Annotated in this window: 13 protein-coding genes; 2 read left to right on the forward strand and 11 right to left on the reverse strand. The window is 63.7% G+C overall.

Annotated features, from left to right (window positions below; all coding sequences use genetic code 11):
- A partial coding sequence (locus BMX94_RS07545) for an Hsp20/alpha crystallin family protein (protein ID WP_091005283.1) occupies window positions 1-387 on the reverse strand: 387 nt, incomplete at its 3' end.
- A 239-nt stretch (window positions 388-626) separates the two neighbouring features.
- Here BMX94_RS07545 and BMX94_RS07550 point away from each other — a divergent pair.
- Window positions 627-1,205 (forward strand): hypothetical protein, encoded by a 579-nt coding sequence (locus tag BMX94_RS07550; protein ID WP_091005285.1) that lies wholly within the window; start codon window positions 627-629, stop codon window positions 1,203-1,205.
- Window positions 1,206-1,262: 57 nt separating this feature from the next.
- Here the strand turns inward: BMX94_RS07550 and BMX94_RS07555 are convergent, their stop codons facing one another.
- The 10 genes from BMX94_RS07555 to dnaK form a co-directional block, all read right to left on the reverse strand.
- A complete protein-coding gene (locus BMX94_RS07555; protein WP_091005287.1) occupies window positions 1,263-1,445 on the reverse strand; it encodes a hypothetical protein in 183 nt (60 codons plus the stop codon).
- A gap of 5 nt (window positions 1,446-1,450) precedes the next feature.
- Window positions 1,451-3,088, reverse strand: a complete 1,638-nt coding sequence (locus BMX94_RS07560) for a PASTA domain-containing protein (RefSeq protein WP_143052293.1) — start codon at window positions 3,086-3,088, stop codon at window positions 1,451-1,453.
- A 192-nt stretch (window positions 3,089-3,280) separates the two neighbouring features.
- A complete protein-coding gene (gene clpB, locus BMX94_RS07565) occupies window positions 3,281-5,986 on the reverse strand; it encodes an ATP-dependent chaperone ClpB (protein ID WP_091005290.1) in 2,706 nt (901 codons plus the stop codon).
- Between the two features lie 848 nt (window positions 5,987-6,834).
- On the reverse strand, window positions 6,835-7,932 hold the full coding sequence (locus tag BMX94_RS07570; RefSeq protein ID WP_091005292.1) for a CPBP family intramembrane glutamic endopeptidase: 1,098 nt from the start codon (window positions 7,930-7,932) through the stop codon (window positions 6,835-6,837).
- A 38-nt stretch (window positions 7,933-7,970) separates the two neighbouring features.
- Window positions 7,971-8,189, reverse strand: a complete 219-nt coding sequence (locus BMX94_RS07575) for a type II toxin-antitoxin system antitoxin (protein ID WP_091005294.1) — start codon at window positions 8,187-8,189, stop codon at window positions 7,971-7,973.
- Between the two features lie 21 nt (window positions 8,190-8,210).
- The gene (locus BMX94_RS07580; RefSeq protein WP_091005296.1) at window positions 8,211-9,221 is read right to left on the reverse strand and encodes an SPFH domain-containing protein; all 1,011 of its coding nucleotides are present in this window, start codon (window positions 9,219-9,221) and stop codon (window positions 8,211-8,213) included.
- A gap of 464 nt (window positions 9,222-9,685) precedes the next feature.
- Window positions 9,686-10,138, reverse strand: coding sequence for a heat shock protein transcriptional repressor HspR (locus tag BMX94_RS07585; protein WP_059052479.1), 453 nt, complete (start codon window positions 10,136-10,138; stop codon window positions 9,686-9,688).
- Entirely contained in the window at window positions 10,128-11,087 is a 960-nt protein-coding gene (locus BMX94_RS07590) for a DnaJ C-terminal domain-containing protein (RefSeq protein WP_059052481.1), read from the reverse strand. Before BMX94_RS07590 ends, BMX94_RS07585 begins: the two co-directional genes overlap by 11 nt.
- A 63-nt stretch (window positions 11,088-11,150) precedes the next feature.
- On the reverse strand, window positions 11,151-12,008 hold the full coding sequence (locus tag BMX94_RS07595) for a nucleotide exchange factor GrpE (RefSeq protein WP_286160052.1): 858 nt from the start codon (window positions 12,006-12,008) through the stop codon (window positions 11,151-11,153).
- Between the two features lie 106 nt (window positions 12,009-12,114).
- Window positions 12,115-14,028: a molecular chaperone DnaK gene (dnaK, locus tag BMX94_RS07600; protein ID WP_091005298.1), complete on the reverse strand. Its 1,914-nt coding sequence runs from the start codon at window positions 14,026-14,028 to the stop codon at window positions 12,115-12,117.
- Window positions 14,029-14,526: 498 nt separating this feature from the next.
- Here dnaK and yfcE point away from each other — a divergent pair, with 498 nt between their 5' ends.
- Window positions 14,527-15,087, forward strand: coding sequence for a phosphodiesterase (yfcE, locus tag BMX94_RS07605; RefSeq protein ID WP_091005300.1), 561 nt, complete (start codon window positions 14,527-14,529; stop codon window positions 15,085-15,087).
- Window positions 15,088-15,097 lie beyond the last annotated feature (10 nt).

Genomic DNA, 15,097 nt, shown 5'->3' on the forward strand with positions numbered 1-15,097 from the left:
CTGCTTGGGGACGTTCACCGTGAGCACGCCGCCGTCCATCTTGGCGGTTAGGCCCTCGGTCGCGGCGTCCTTAAGGTACACGCCACGCGTGGCGCTCCACTCGCCGGTCTCCTTGTGGAGGTAGTTCTTGCCCTTCTCCTCGTCGGACTCCTTCTTGTCAACGCTGACGGAGAGCCTGCCCTCGTTGAGCTCGACGTCGACCTCGTCCTTCTTGACGCCAGGGAGCTCGGCGGTGACCACGTACTTGTCGCCCGCGTCCTCGACGTTCATCTTGAAGGCCACGTCACCATCGGTGGTTGCCAGCGGAGCGAAGAAGTCGTCGAACGCGTTGAACGGCCAGCTGGCGAGAGCCCTTGCGTACCTGTCATACGGAATCATGCTTGCCATGATGATCAACTCCTTGAGACGTGCGGGCGCCTCGTTGCGGCGCCCTTGGTGTTCGCTGGTATATGTTCCCGTCATCCGATTAATTAAACGCACGAGAAAAGATTTTCTTAGTGTCTACGACTTAGATTTTGTTTCTGCGCACGTTGCCAACATAATGGGCGTGTCGTCGGCAGCCCAAGGTCGCGTGTGCTCTATGATGTTGGTATTGCCGTGCAAACCGCAACCGGAGGCACGAACACATGAACAACTATGACGACCTGGGCAACCCAGGCAACGTTTCTTCTCGCCCTCAGGGGACTCCCGAGGGTTCGCACTTCTCCGCGCCTGGCAATCCGCAGGCGCGGCGCGCGGCATCGCCCGATGAGACGGTCATGGCAGATTACTCGGGCGAGAACTCCCCTGCCGCAGGTTTCGAAGAGGCCGCCGAGCCGCAGCGACAGCCCGCACCCCGGCCGCAGCGCTACACGCGCGCGCGCACGCCGCACAAGACCGTCGCGCCCATTGATGACTTCGACAACCAGTCGAGTGCCGACGGCTTCGAGGGCTTTACGCACGATTCAGACTACGCCAACAGGGGCTCGGTGCTCTCTGGCCGCTCCTATCGCAAGTCGCGCTCCGAGATGCCGCAGCTGCGCCGCGACCTCCACTATGGCCAGTACCTCGAGATTCCCAAGGGCCGCCGCGACATCTTCGCCTCGCGCGAACGCAAGATGCGCATCCGCTCGGTGGTGGCGCTTATCGCCGTCATCGCGATACTCTGCGTGATTGTGTTCTTTGTCTGGCAGTATATGCAGGTCAACTGGGGCGCCACTAGCTAGGCGACCCACAGCCGGCAGCGGCGGGCCCCTGTGGGTGCCGCCGCCCGCACGGCACCGCTAGTCCCAGGGGTCACGCTCGAAGAGCGGCTCGGGCGAGGGCCGGCGGTCTGAGTACGGGTCGTAACCGTCGTCGTCCTCGTTTTCGGCACGGATAAAAGGCTGGTCGGCCGGGTCGATTTTCTCGTGCGCGGGCTTGCCTGCCTTTGCCTTAGCCCTGGGTGCGACGTTTTTCTCGTCCATGCTTGTCACTTCCCGTAGTAGTTCGTGATGGCGATGTAGCTCGCCAGGTCGTTTCCATAATCGCTAAGGTCAATGCCGTCGTAGTGGCTCTTGGGCGCGATGGTCACAATGGCGTGCGTGGGGGACCCGTTGAGGCTCCCAATGAGGATGCTCCACACGTAGTCGCCCTGCTGACCGTAGCCGCACGCGAAGGAGAGGCCGGTCTTGTCGACGTGGCGCGTTGTCTGGGCCGTGTCGGCGGTGCACGAGGAGACAAGGTTGCTCAGACCGCAGGCGTCCATCACGGACGAGATCCCGCTCGAGCTCATGGCGGCGCTCGACGAGACCGAAGACGCCGAGGCCTGGAGCCTCACGCCACCCACCGCCTTGCCGCCGGCAAGCGCGCTGGTGCCCGCACCTGCGCCAACTGCGTCTGCGGACTCGGGGTAATCTGTGATTGTGATGGTCGCCGTGCCGTTGGTGTAGACCGCGTAGGCGTTGCCGCTGGGAAACACGCCCGTGGACGAGACGGAATAGCCCTGCTTGGCCAGGTACGCATCCAGGTCGGCGGGGTCGATGTCAAAGTACTCGGCAATGTGGTAGGGGTCGCTCAGCTTGGGCGCCGGCACGTACAGCGTGACCGTGGAGCCCTCGGAGACCTCGGTGCCCGCCTCGGGCGAGGTTGAGAGGACTTCGTTCTCGTCGCCCTTCTCGTCCGCATACGAAACCGTGGACGTAAGGCCAGCGTCTTTGATGGCCTTCTCGGCATCAGAAAGCGAGAGGCCCACCACGTCCGGCACCTTGAACGGCTGCGCCACCGTAAGCGTGATCTGGTCCGTCGAGACAAACGCCGAGCCTTCGCCCGGATCCACCGCGAGCACCGTTCCCTCCGCCTCGCTGGAGTTCTGGTATGCGATAGAGATGTTCTCGGCACCTGCACTGTACAGGGCTTTCTTTGCGTCCGCCTGGCTTTGTCCCACCACGGAGGGGATTGTGCGCGCCACAGCCACGGTGATGGTCACCGAGAGGTCGTCGCCCGTGCGCGTGCCGGCAGCGGGGCTCATCGAGATGACCTTGCCCACGTTGTCGTCGGACGGGACCTCGTTGACGCTGACGGTAAACCCCAGCGGCGAGAGGGTCGAGCGCGCCTCGGTTTCGGTCTTGCCCACCACGTCGGGCAGGGTCTTGCCGCCCCAGTACTCGCTCTCGTAGGTGTACTTCACCACAAAGGCAGCGGCGGCGAGAAGCGCGACCGCCACGAGGATCACGGCCAGCGGGCGCACGTGGCGATGGTGCTTGTCGTTAGACGTAACCGGAGAGTCGATGGACACCGGCGCGTAAGGGGTCACGCGCGTAAAGTCCGCATCGTTGATGGGGGCATAGGGGTCGTCCATCGCGTCGATACCGTCGGGGCCTTCGGCTGACGAGACGGCATGGGGCACCACGATGGTGGGCATGTCGTCGTTCGCCGCGGCGTCATCCGGGTCCGCGGGCGCGGGCTCGGGCGGCGCGGCGAGCACCGTGGCGTCGGGGTCGACGCGGCGCGTGACGTCGGGGTCCGCGAGCACCGTGGCGTCGGGGTCCTCGGGCGCAGCGAGCACCGTGGCGTCGGGGTCGTCGCGCTTCGCCTGTGTGGCGTCGCCTTCAAGCTCTGGATCTTCCATGTCGCGACCTCCCCGAACCAACGCCTGTCTGCTCAGCATGGACTCCATTGTGCCCCAACAGGGTAAATCGCGCCGCGCAAACACCATTCACGGAGCCGACCGCAACGCACAAAAAAGCGGCCCCAGGGCACAAGCCCCAGGGCCACTTCTCAATCAAACCTCGCAGCGCTTCGTAGCGCCGTGCTTCTCGTGCTACTCCACGGAGTCGGGCTCAACGGGCTCGTCCGCCGAAGAGGGCTCGGCCTCGCCGGCGCTTGCCTCGGCGGCAACCGCCTCGGCAGCCTGGCGACGGCTCTCCTCGCTTGCGGCATCGTCGCGTGCGGCGAAGAGCCTGTCGTCGTCACCCACGTCGACCTTGACGGTGTCGCCCTCGCCGACCTTGCCGTCAATGATGAGGTTGGCCACGTTGTCGACAACCTGGCGCTGGATGAGGCGCTTGAGCGGACGCGCGCCGTAGACCGGGTCGAGGCCGTCAAGGGCAAGCGACTGCTTGGCCGCGGACGTGAGCTCGAGCGTGATGCGCTCGCGTGCAAGACGTGCGCGGACGTCCTTGAGCTGGATGTCCACGATCTTCTCGATGTCGGAGAGACCCAGCGGATGGAAGACAACCACGTCGTCGATCCTGTTGAGGAACTCGGGCTTGAAGGTCTGGCGCAGGGCGTCGTTGACCTTGCGCTGCACCTCGTCGGGGTCGCTCTGCGCGTTGGCGCCGGCGATGAACTGGCTGCCCACGTTGGACGTCATGATGATGATCGTGTTCTTGAAGCTCACGACACGACCCTGACCGTCGGTGAGGCGTCCGTCATCGAGCACCTGCAGCAGGATGTTGAAGACGTCGGGGTGCGCCTTCTCCATCTCGTCGAGCAGGATGACGCTGTAGGGGTGCCTGCGCACGGCCTCGGTGAGCTGGCCGCCCTCGTCGTAGCCCACATATCCTGGGGGCGCGCCGATGAGCCGCTGGACGCTGAACTTCTCCATGTACTCGGACATGTCGATGCGCACGAGCGCGCGCTCGTCGTCGAAGAGGCACTCGGCCAGCGCCTTGGCCAGCTCGGTCTTGCCCACGCCCGTGGGGCCCAGGAAGAAGAAGCTGCCGATGGGCCTGTTGGGATCGGAGAGACCCGCACGGCTGCGGCGCACGGCTGCGGCCACGGCCGAGACGGCCTCGTCCTGCCCCACGACACGCTTGTGGAGCTCGGCCTCGAGGTTCTTGAGCTTGTCCATCTCGCCCTGCATCATCTTGGACACAGGCACGCCCGTCCACTCGGAGACCACGTCGGCAATCTCCTCGGACGTGACCTCCTCCTTGAGGATGCCGCCGGACTCCTGCTTCTGCGAGAGCGCCTCGGATGCAGCGTCATACTCGCGCTGGAGCGAGGGAATGGTCGAGTAGCGCAGCTCGGAGGCCTTGGCGAGGTCGCCGTCGCGCGTGGCGCGCTCCATCTCGCCCTTGGCGTCCTCAATCTGGGACTTGAGGTCCTGGACGTGGTCGATGGCCTGCTTCTCGTTCTGCCAGTTGGCCTTCATGCCGTCGAGCTTCTCGCGGGTGGTGGCTATCTCGCCACGCAGCTTCTTAAGCCGCTCGCGCGACGCCTCGTCCTCCTCCTTCATGAGGGCCTGCTCCTCGATCTGCATCTGGGTGAGCTGGCGATCGACGGCATCGATGTCGGCCGGCATGGAGTCAAGCTCCATGCGCAGACGGCTCGCCGCCTCGTCCACAAGGTCGATGGCCTTGTCGGGCAGGAAGCGGTCGGAGATGTAGCGGTTGGAAAGATCGGCTGCCGAGACGAGCGCCGCGTCCGTGATGCGCACGCGGTGGTGCTGCTCGTACTTGTCCTTGATGCCACGGAGAATCGAGATGGTCTCCTCGACGCTGGGCTCCGACACCATGACCGGCTGGAACCTGCGCGCAAGGGCCTGGTCCTTCTCGATGTATTTGCGGTACTCGTCGAGCGTCGTGGCGCCAATGGCGTGCAGCGCGCCGCGGGCCAGCGCAGGCTTCAGGATGTTGCCTGCGTCCATGGAGCCCTCGGTTGCGCCGGCACCCACGATGGTGTGCAGCTCATCGATGAACAGGATGATGCGCCCGTCGGACTTCTCGACCTCCTTGAGCACGGACTTCAGGCGGTCCTCGAACTCGCCGCGGTACTTGGCGCCGGCCACAAGGGCACTCATATCGAGCTCAATGACGTCCTTGTCGCGGATGGTCGAGGGCACGTCGCCCGAGACGATGCGCTCTGCCAGGCCTTCGACGATGGCGGTCTTGCCTACGCCGGGCTCGCCGATAAGCACGGGGTTGTTCTTGGTGCGGCGGCTGAGCACCTGGATGGTGCGGCGAATCTCCTCAACGCGGCCGATGACCGGGTCGAGCTTGCCCTGGCGGGCGAGGTCCGTGATGTTGCGGCCGTACTTGGAGAGGGCCTCGAACTCCGGCTTGGAGTCCTGGCTGGTCACGCGCTCGCCGCCGCGCAGGGCCTCGTAGGCCTCCTGCACGCGCTTGCCCGTTACGCCGGCGGACTTGAGGATGCTGCCGGCCTCGGAGCGGTCGTCCGCGAGGGCGCACAGCAGATGCTCGCTCGTGACGTACGAGTCTCCCATCTTGGTTGCGAGCTTCTCGGCGGCGTCTGCCACACGCACGAAGTTGGTGCCAGCGCCCATCTGCGAGTTGTCGCCCGTGACCTTGGGCGCGTTGGCGATGGCACGGTCGACCTGCGCCTCTATTGCGGCCGGGTCCGCGCCCACGCGCTCCACAATTGCCTTTATGTTCTGCTCTCCGGAGCTGAGAAGGGCCTTGAGCAGGTGGACTGGCTCCACCTGGCCCGCCTCGGCGTCCGTCGCGATGCCGACGGCAGACTGCAGCGCCTCCTGGGCGGTGACTGCCCACTTATCAATTCTCATATGCATCACTCCCTATGGTCCGCACGGCCTGAGGGACGGCGGAATCTGTTTATCGTGAATGAGTATTCCCACCTGAGGGGTGATGTATACAGAAATCTAAGTGTATCTGATATAGATTTTCGTATGCGTTGACACGCATGGTTTGGTGGAGAGAAGAACCGGGGGATCTTGCTTGCGTCTTTCCCCTCTCGGCAGCCACACCCGGCGGCCACGCCCGGCGGCCCTTCTCGGCCGCCAGCCCTTCTCGGCTGCCAGTCGTTCTCGGCCGCCAGCCCCCCAAAAGTGAACACAAAATCAATCCGAGGGAACCAATGACGACGTTATCCAAGATGAAATTTTGGCCCGACCGTTTTCGTGTTCACTTTTCAGGCGACGAGCGCGGCGAGAGACAGTCGCGAGACCCGGAAGCACGCGGGGGCCTTGGCTCTCGCGAAAGCGTCCACCAAAAGTGAACACGAAATCAATCGCGGATGCCGTGCGGCCTCATTTTCCCAGGAATCATTTAGCGGTCATTGTTTTCGTGTTCACTTTTCAGGCGACGAGCGCGGCGCGAGACAAGCGCAAAGCCCGCAAGGGTACTGGGCATCGCCCCGTTGCTGCATCCTCGCACCCCCCGCGTCCTCGCGCCCTCAAAAGTGAACACGAAATCAATCCGAGGAAATACGCAACAACGTTATTCCAGATGACGAATCGGCCGACCGTTTTTGTGTTCACTTTTGCAGCGTGGTCAAGTCGATGTCGCGTGGGGGGCGTGCCGGGGCACGCAGCGCCCGGCGGACATGCGTCGGCAGAGTTTATCGCTAATTTTTAAACGGCGATTGCGTTTGCCCAGGTCGCCACAGCGAATATTAAGAAGCAGCGATATTCTCTGCGGTTGGCGCAGAGGGGTTGGAGGCCGCCGCTGGAACGCCGGGGCCGTCGGGGCCGCCAGCACCGCCGGGGCCGGCGGCGCCAGCGTCGGCCCAGAGGTCCGTCGGCCTCGCGCCCCAACGCTCGCCAAGCCACCATACCAGCGCACAGCCAGCGACCAGCACGACCTTCGCCATCGCCGAGCCCTCAATCCCAAAGCCGGGGTCGTATGCAAACCCCGCCGTGGGCGTGGTTCCCGGAGTCACGCCAAAGATCGCAAACGGCGTGATGCCGCCGCTATTGGGCAGCCCAAACAGTACGGCCTGTGTGAAATTCCAACTTGCGTGCAGCCCAAACGCCATCCAAGGGCTATCGAGCTTCCACACGGCCAGGCCAAACAGAACCCCGCAGAGCGCTAGGTTAACGAGGGCAAGCGCCGTCAACCCGCTGTTTGCCAGATGCAGCAGCGTGAAGAACACCGTGCTCAGCGCAATCGCAACCACATGGCTTCCCATAACGCGAGACGTTCGCTGGTAGAGATAGCACCGGCAGACAAGCTCCTCGGCAGAAGACTGCACAAAGACGGCGAGAAAGACCGCGATGATGCCCGCCACGTTCACGCCCACAAGCGAGAGGGAAAAGCTGCCCTCAAGCACCGCGACCAGCACGCACGCGCCGTTGAGCACAAATCCCAGGAGCAGCCCCAGGCCAAGCCGCGCCGGAGTGTTTCCAGCTGTCCGCCGCGTGACTGCACCCAGGATGGGCCTTACGCGTTTGCTTGCGCGCAGGTGGATGAGAAACACGATCCAAATGCCAATGAAGCTTAGGTAGAACGCCATCGTGTAAATCGCGGATGCCGCGGAAGTGGAGTATTCGCCCTCCGCAAGCCCAAGCATTCCCAGACCGTCCTGGAGCGCAAGGACATTCACCATGTCCTGCACGCCCTCGCCCGAGGTTACAGCCCCGTAGGCAAACGCCGCAATGAAAATCGCAACAGCCCCGCCCACGACAGACCCCAGCACAAGCAACGCAAATGCCAGAGCATAGCTGCCAACCAGGCCAAGCACGCTCTTGGGGGTCGGACGTTCTCCTGCCATCACAGTCTCCGTTTCGGGGACGCCCCAGGCGAGAACCGCTAGTCCCTCTCGCCCGCGCCGTCGTTGCTCTTGTCGCCCGCGCCGCCACGCTCGCCCGCGCCATCACGGTCCGGAAGCCTCCCGGCGCGCCGGAGCGCGTCTCGCAAAACCCACTCCACCTGTGCGTTGGCGCTGCGCATGTCGTCCTCGGCCCAGCGCTCGACCGCGGCCCAGATCTCCGGGTCGATGCGCAGGGGATATTGCTTGCGACGTGTCATGCGCAGATGCCTCCGCAGGCCTTAGTACAGCGATCCGGTGTTGAGCACCGGCTGCGCCTCGGACTCGCCGCAGAGAACCACCATGAGGTTGGACGCCATGGTTGCCTTACGGTCCTCGTCAAAGTCGACGATTCCGCCGTCCGAGAGCTCGGAAAGCGCCATGTCAACCATCGAAACGGCACCCTCGACGATCTTCTTGCGGGCGGCGATGATGGCCTCAGCCTGCTGACGGCGAAGCATCGCGGGCGCAATCTCGGGCGCGTAGGCAAGGTGCGTAAGGCGCGCGTCGTCGACCTCCACGCCCGCGGGCGCCAGGCGCAGGCCCAGCTCCTCCTTCAGGCTGTTCGAGACCTCCTCGATGTTGGAGCGCAGCGTGATGCTGGTATTGGCCGCGTCGTCGTCCTCCATGTGATCGTAGGCGTAGATGCTTGCCACGTGGCGCAATGCGGTCTCGGTCTGCATGGAGACGTAGGAGATGTAGTTGTCCACGTCGAACAGGGCCTTGGCGGTATCGGACACGCGCCACACCACGACGGTCGCAATCTCGATGGGGTTGCCCTGCTTGTCGTTGACCTTGATGCGCTCTCCGTTGTGCGTGCGTGCACGGAGCGACACCTTGGTCGAGATGCCCGCTGCCGCCTTGACCGCAAGGGCTCCCTTCTTGCCGCCCTCCTCGGAAATCTCCTCGTCCGGGCCGGACTCGCCCATCTTGCGGCTGTAGAAGGGGTTTGCCCAGTAGAAGCCCGACTCGCGGATGGTGCCGATGTAGTTGCCAAAGAGGAGACAAACCTTGGCCTCACCCGGCTGCAGGGCGATAAAGCCCGAGCTCAGGATGAAGCCAAGCGCAAGCAGGAGGAACCCGACGAACATCAGGGGGCCTGCGAACGCCGGCGCCTCCAGGCCTGCCTCGTCCGCTGAGGCGAGAAGCACGATGGACCACACGAGCCCCGCGCAGCTGGCCACGAAGACAAGCACCGTGATGGCGAGCATTGCCCAACCCGACTTAGCCTTGATGAGTTTCTCGGACGTCATCTTTGCCCCTTTCCGCTTCGGCCTCCATGATACGTGCCGGGTCGATTGGTCTCAATGTGATATCACAATAATATGTACATTGAATACATAGCGCAATATCTGTTGGGGTAATGGGTTTGTAAGGACCGCGCGAGGGCAGCCGCGTCCGGTGAGCATCTCACCCATTCGGCGTATTGAGCAAATGCACTCAATAGCAAGGGGATCTAACGCGAAACGCAGGGGTCGCCTCGTTGGATCCGCCGTTGGCGCGCTCTCGGCCATCGAGGTCAAAGGTGGCGTGCATGCTCGATAGAGCGGCATGGCGGAGTTCCTCTCCCGGCATCCCGAAGCAAAACGCATTGTGGTTGGAGGAAGCTCCGCGGGAGCATGCAGCTTGGATGACTTCCTCCGCGACCGCGTCCCGCTGTTCTTCTAGCCTGCGGTGAGGCGCGCTTCTCGCACCCGCCTGCGCAAAACGACCCCGCCTACTCGACGGGGTCGTTGTTGCCGTTTCCGAGAAGCCCTCGCATGACCTGCTCGGGACTCTGCCCGTCGTAGCGGGCAAGCGCTGTGATCCTCTCTCGCATATGGAACTCGTGGACCTCGTCCTCGAGCTCGCGCACGCGGGCGCGCAGGCGGTCGATTTCCTCGTCCCGCTCGCGCGCACGCTCGCGCATGTCCATGATGCGTACCACGCCAGCCAGATTAATGCCCTCATCGGTGAGCTTGGAGATGAGGTTGAGCCGGTCAATGTCGGCCTGCGAGTACAGGCGCGTGTTGCCGCGCGAGCGACCGGGCGTGACCAGGCCCTTCTGCTCGTATACGCGAAGGGTCTGGGGATGCATGCCCGTGAGCTCCGCGGCCACGCTGATCATGTACAGGGGCTTGTCCCTGTCGCGCGCGTCGCGACCCTCGGATGCGCCATCGCTACGACTCATAGCGCTCGACGTCCTTTCTGTAGTCTCGCTTGTCGGCATCCATCAGGGCGCTAAGGCCATCGCGTTCCTTCTTTGAAAGCGACGTGGGCACCTTCACGCGGATGGTCACGTAGAGCGCGCCACGCGTGCCCTTGCGCTTGACGTTGGGCGCACCCAGGTCGCGGAACCGGAAGCACTTGCCGTCCTGCGTCCCCGCGGGCACCTTGAGACGAACCTCGGTGCCGTTTGGCGTGGGAACGTCGACCGTCGCTCCAAGCGCGGCCTCGTACATGCTTATCGGCAGCTCCATGCGGATATCGGCGCCGTCGCGCTTGAAGAGCGGGTGCTCCTCGACGTGCGTGGTAATCACGAGGTCGCCGCGCTGACCGCCGTTTGCGCCGTACTCGCCGCGACCGCGATAACGCAGCTTGCCGCCATCCACAGCGCCAGCCGGAATCTTGACGGTAAGCGTCTGCTCCTCGCCTGTCGACGGCACGCGGTACGACACCTTGCGCGTGGCGCCGTTGAGCGCCTCGTCAAAGGTGACGTCGATGCGCATGGTGAGGTCCCCGCCCTTGGCAGGCCGCTGAGCCTGCTGGCGAGCAGCGCCACCAAAGATGGACGAGAAGTCAAAGCCGCCAAAGTCACCGCCCATACCATTGAAGATGTCGGACCAGTCGCCGTTGCCACCAACGTTGGTGTAGGTGTACGTGCGCCTGGGGCCACCGGACCCGCCAAAGTCCGCGCCGGGAATGCCGCCAAACATGAGCAGCTGGTCGTACTCCTTGCGCTTCTTCTCGTCCGACAGAGTGGTGTAGGCCTCGGAGATCTCCTTGAACTTCTTCTCGTCGCCACCAGCATCGGGGTGGTACTTTGCCGCAAGCTTGCGGAATGCCTTCCGGATCTCATCCTGGGTGGCGTCGCGCTTCACGCCCAAGATGTCATAGTACGTCTTCTTGCCATTGGCCATGGTTTCGCACGAGCCCCCTCTCATATCAATGCGCCCGGACCGAGCGGCCCGGGCGCCGTTACACTACTTTTCCTTTGCGGCGCCATTGCCCGAGCCGGGGTCCTTGTCGCCGCTGCCCTTGGCCTCGGCGTCCTTATCGGCCGCGTTGGCCGCAGCGTCCGCCGGGCGCTTGGGCCCACCGTAGGTGACGGTCACCATCGCCGTGCGGATGACCTTCTTGCCCATACGGTAACCCTTCTGGTAGACCTGGTCGACCGTCTCGTCATAGGCGTCCTTGTCCTCGCGACGGCCAACGGCCTGGTGCTCAAGCGGATCGAACGGCTCGCCAGCGGGGTCAATGGGCTCGACGCCCTCCTTGGAAAGGACGCCCACCATCTTGTCATGGACGGCCGAGACACCATCGACGAACTGCTTGAACTGCTCTGCCGTTGTGTCCTGGCCAAAGCCGGACGCGTGCTCGAGCGCGCGCTCCATGTCGTCGATGACGGGCAGCAGGCTCACTACGAGCTTCTCGGCGGCGCGCTCGCGCTCGTCCAAACGCTCCTGGGCGGTGCGGCGGCGGTAGTTGTCCCAGTCCGCCTGAAGACGGACGAGACGATCGGTGGATTCGGCGGCCTCCTTCTTGGCCTTCTCGATGTCCTCCGTCATGTCACTGAGCTTCTTCTGCAGCTCGTCGCGCTCGGAGCGGAACTTCTTCGCGTCCTCAACGGCCTCCTGCTCGAGCACCTCATCGGCAGCCTTCATGGCAGCGGCGCGCATCGCCGCGTCATCATCCGGATCGATGTCACCGGGGGCAGAGCTGGTGGCGGCTGACGCCGAGCTTGCCGTGGATGCCGACGCGTCCTTGGGCGAGGACTCTGCCTCGCCCGGCTGCGTGGTGCCAGGCTTCTTCTCGTCTGCATCCTCGATTGGCACTTTCACGTCACCCTCCTCATGCGTACCAGAGGGAGCGGCCTTCTCGGCCGCCCCCTAGACAGTCTGTCTTCGAGAACCGGCGCCGCAGCTTGGCCGCGACGCCAATCCGAGGCTAGTCCTTCTTCTTGTCGTCGTCGACGACCTCGTAGTCGGCGTCGACCACGTCGTCGGCGGAGCCGGAGTCGGCGTTGGAGGCACCGGCGTTACCACCCGCGGTCTGCTCCTGCGTGTTGGAGTAGACGACCTCCGCCAGCTTGTGGCTGGCCTCCTGGAGCTTCTCGCCCGCGGCCTTGATGGCGTCGATATCCGTGCCCTCGAGCGCCTTCTTGGCAGCGTCGACCGCGTCCTGGACGTTCTTGCGCTGGTCCTCGGGCACCTTGTCGCCAAGGTCCTTCAGGGTCTGCTCGGTGGAGTAGCAGAGAGAGTCGGTCTGGTTGCGGACCTCGATCTCGTCCTTGTGCTTCTTGTCCTCCTCGGCGTGGGACTCGGCATCCTTGACCATGCGGTCGACCTCGTCGTCGGAAAGTGCGGTGGAGCCGGAGATGGTGATCTGCTGGGACTTGCCGGTGGCCTTGTCCTTAGCCGTGACCTTCACGATGCCGTTAGCGTCGATGTCGAACGTGACCTCAATCTGCGGCACGCCACGCGGCGCGGCAGGAATGCCGGTGAGCGTGAACTTGCCGAGCGACTTGTTGTCGGCGGCCATCTCGCGCTCGCCCTGCAGGACGTTGATCTCGACGGACGTCTGGTTATCTGCGGCCGTGGAGTAGACCTCGGTCTTGCTCGTGGGGATCGTGGTGTTGCGGTCGATCATCTTGGTCATGACGCCGCCCATGGTCTCGACGCCGAGCGACAGCGGCGTGACGTCGAGCAGCAGGATGCCGGAGACATCGCCGGTAAGAACGCCACCCTGGACGGCAGCGCCGTCGGCAACGACCTCATCGGGGTTCACGGACATGTTGGGCTGCTTGCCGGTCATCTGCTTAACAAGCTCCTGCACGGCGGGCATACGGCTGGAGCCGCCAACGAGGATGACCTCGTCAACGTCGGAGATCTGCATGTTGGCGTCGCGGAGCGCCTTGGTCACAGGGGCCTTGCAGCGGTCGAGAAGGTCGCGCGTGATGCGCTCGAACTCGGCGCGGGTCAGCGTGTAGTTGAGGTGCTTGGGGCCGGTGGCGTCAGCGGTGATGAAGGGCAGGTTGATGTCGGCCTGCTGTGCGGCGGAGAGCTCCTTCTTGGCGTTCTCGGCGGCCTCTTTCAGGCGCTGAAGCGCCATGGGGTCCTTGCGAAGGTCGATGCCGTTCTCCTGCTGGAACTTGTCGGCAGCCCAGTCAATGACGCGCTGGTCCCAGTCGTCGCCGCCCAGGTGGTTGTCGCCGTTGGTGGCGAGAACCTCAACCACGCCGTCGGCGAGGTCGAGCAGCGAGACGTCGAAGGTGCCGCCGCCCAGGTCAAAGACGAGGACCTTCTGCTCGGTGCCCTTCTTGTCCAGACCGTAGGCGAGTGCCGCGGCCGTAGGCTCGTTGACGATACGCTTGACGTCGAGGCCAGCGATCTTGCCTGCGTCCTTGGTGGCCTGACGCTGGGCATCGTTGAAGTACGCCGGGACGGTGATTACGGCCTCGGTGACGGGCTCGCCAAGGTACTTCTCGGCGTCTGCCTTCATCTTGCCAAGGATCATGGCGCTGATCTGCTCGGGCGTGAAGTCCTCGCCGTCAATCTCGACAACGGCACGGTTGCCAGTGCCGCTCTTGACGGTGTACGGGACAGTCTTGAGCTCGGAGCCAACCTCGTCATAGCGACGGCCCATGAAACGCTTGATCGAGAAGACCGTGTTCTTGGGGTTAGTGACGGCCTGGTTCTTAGCAGCCTTGCCCACAATACGGTCGCCGCCGGCGCGGAAGCCAACGACGGACGGGGTGGTGCGATCGCCCTCCGCGTTCACGATGATGGTGGGCTGACCGCCCTCGAGGACTGCCATTGCAGAGTTGGTTGTACCAAGGTCAATACCGAGAATCTTGCCCATGGTGTTCGTTCCTTTCCTTCTGCGCCGCTGCGACATTTGCCGTGCTCAGCGCTTTGTTCGCTCTTGTACGTTCTGTCTTATGCCCCCTACGGTTTGACTTTATACATTATCTAAGTCTCTTTGCATGAGATTTTTTAACGCCGCCCGGCGCAAGGGTTGAGTGCGGAGCTACGTGGCATTCCGCAATCACGCGGACGGCTGTCTCTCAGGTACTGTTGAGAAGGCAGCCCGGGGAGAAAACCGGCGGCGGTCGCACGCTGGCCGGCAACGGCGACCTGCGGCGGCCAGCGGCGGCCCTTCCAGAAAAACTGCGGGTTAATTGCAGTCAGTCTGAGGTACTGCTGAGAATAACCGCAGGTAGATGACTCACGGCCTTTCTCGGCTCTGCAATTAACCCGCAGTTTTCCCGTGGGCATGGGGCGGCGCAACGCGGAACCTCCCCCACGCCGCGGCCCCACGCCTACAATCTAGAGGCAAACCCAACCACGGGAGGTACCCATGAAGCTTCTCATCGCATCCGACATCCACGGCGCCGCCGACTGGTGCGCGCGACTCATGGATGCCATCGACACCGAGAACCCGGACCGCGTGGTTCTTCTCGGCGACCTGCTCTATCACGGGCCGAGAAATGACCTCCCCGAAGACTACGCCCCCAAAAAGGTGATCGGCATGCTCAACGGCATTGCTGAGAGGGTCATCGCCGTGCGTGGCAACTGCGAGGCCGAAGTCGACCAGATGGTGCTCGACTTTCCCTGCATGGCCGAGTACAACGTCCTGCTTGACCCCGACGCCAACTACGGCGCGGGAATGACCCTCTTCCTCACGCACGGGCACGTATGGGGACCGGGGATCCACAATTCCGTCGACGCGTGGCCCGAGCTGCCGCAGGGTTCGGCGCTCGTGTATGGGCACACGCACAAGAAGGTCAACCAGCTAAGTGATTCCCATCCTGGAATCACCGTGTTCAACCCCGGCTCGGTTGGCATCCCCAAGGACGGAACCCACAGCTATGGCATCTACGAGAACGGCCGCTTTGAGTTCCGCGTGTGGGACGAGTAGAGCAAGCGCG

Origin of the sequence: Olsenella sp. KH3B4 (genome assembly GCA_900111695.1) — a bacterium.
GTDB lineage: Bacteria > Actinomycetota > Coriobacteriia > Coriobacteriales > Atopobiaceae > Tractidigestivibacter.

Coding starts and splice junctions, on each gene's coding strand:
- BMX94_RS07550 (WP_091005285.1), top strand. CDS start 627: ATGAACAACTATGACGACCTGGGCAACCCAGGCAACGTTTCTTCTCGC.
- BMX94_RS07555 (WP_091005287.1), bottom strand. CDS start 1,445: ATGGACGAGAAAAACGTCGCACCCAGGGCTAAGGCAAAGGCAGGCAAG.
- BMX94_RS07560 (WP_143052293.1), bottom strand. CDS start 3,088: ATGGAAGATCCAGAGCTTGAAGGCGACGCCACACAGGCGAAGCGCGAC.
- clpB (WP_091005290.1), bottom strand. CDS start 5,986: ATGAGAATTGATAAGTGGGCAGTCACCGCCCAGGAGGCGCTGCAGTCT.
- BMX94_RS07570 (WP_091005292.1), bottom strand. CDS start 7,932: ATGGCAGGAGAACGTCCGACCCCCAAGAGCGTGCTTGGCCTGGTTGGC.
- BMX94_RS07575 (WP_091005294.1), bottom strand. CDS start 8,189: ATGACACGTCGCAAGCAATATCCCCTGCGCATCGACCCGGAGATCTGG.
- BMX94_RS07580 (WP_091005296.1), bottom strand. CDS start 9,221: ATGACGTCCGAGAAACTCATCAAGGCTAAGTCGGGTTGGGCAATGCTC.
- BMX94_RS07585 (WP_059052479.1), bottom strand. CDS start 10,138: ATGAGTCGTAGCGATGGCGCATCCGAGGGTCGCGACGCGCGCGACAGG.
- BMX94_RS07590 (WP_059052481.1), bottom strand. CDS start 11,087: ATGGCCAATGGCAAGAAGACGTACTATGACATCTTGGGCGTGAAGCGC.
- dnaK (WP_091005298.1), bottom strand. CDS start 14,028: ATGGGCAAGATTCTCGGTATTGACCTTGGTACAACCAACTCTGCAATG.
- yfcE (WP_091005300.1), top strand. CDS start 14,527: ATGAAGCTTCTCATCGCATCCGACATCCACGGCGCCGCCGACTGGTGC.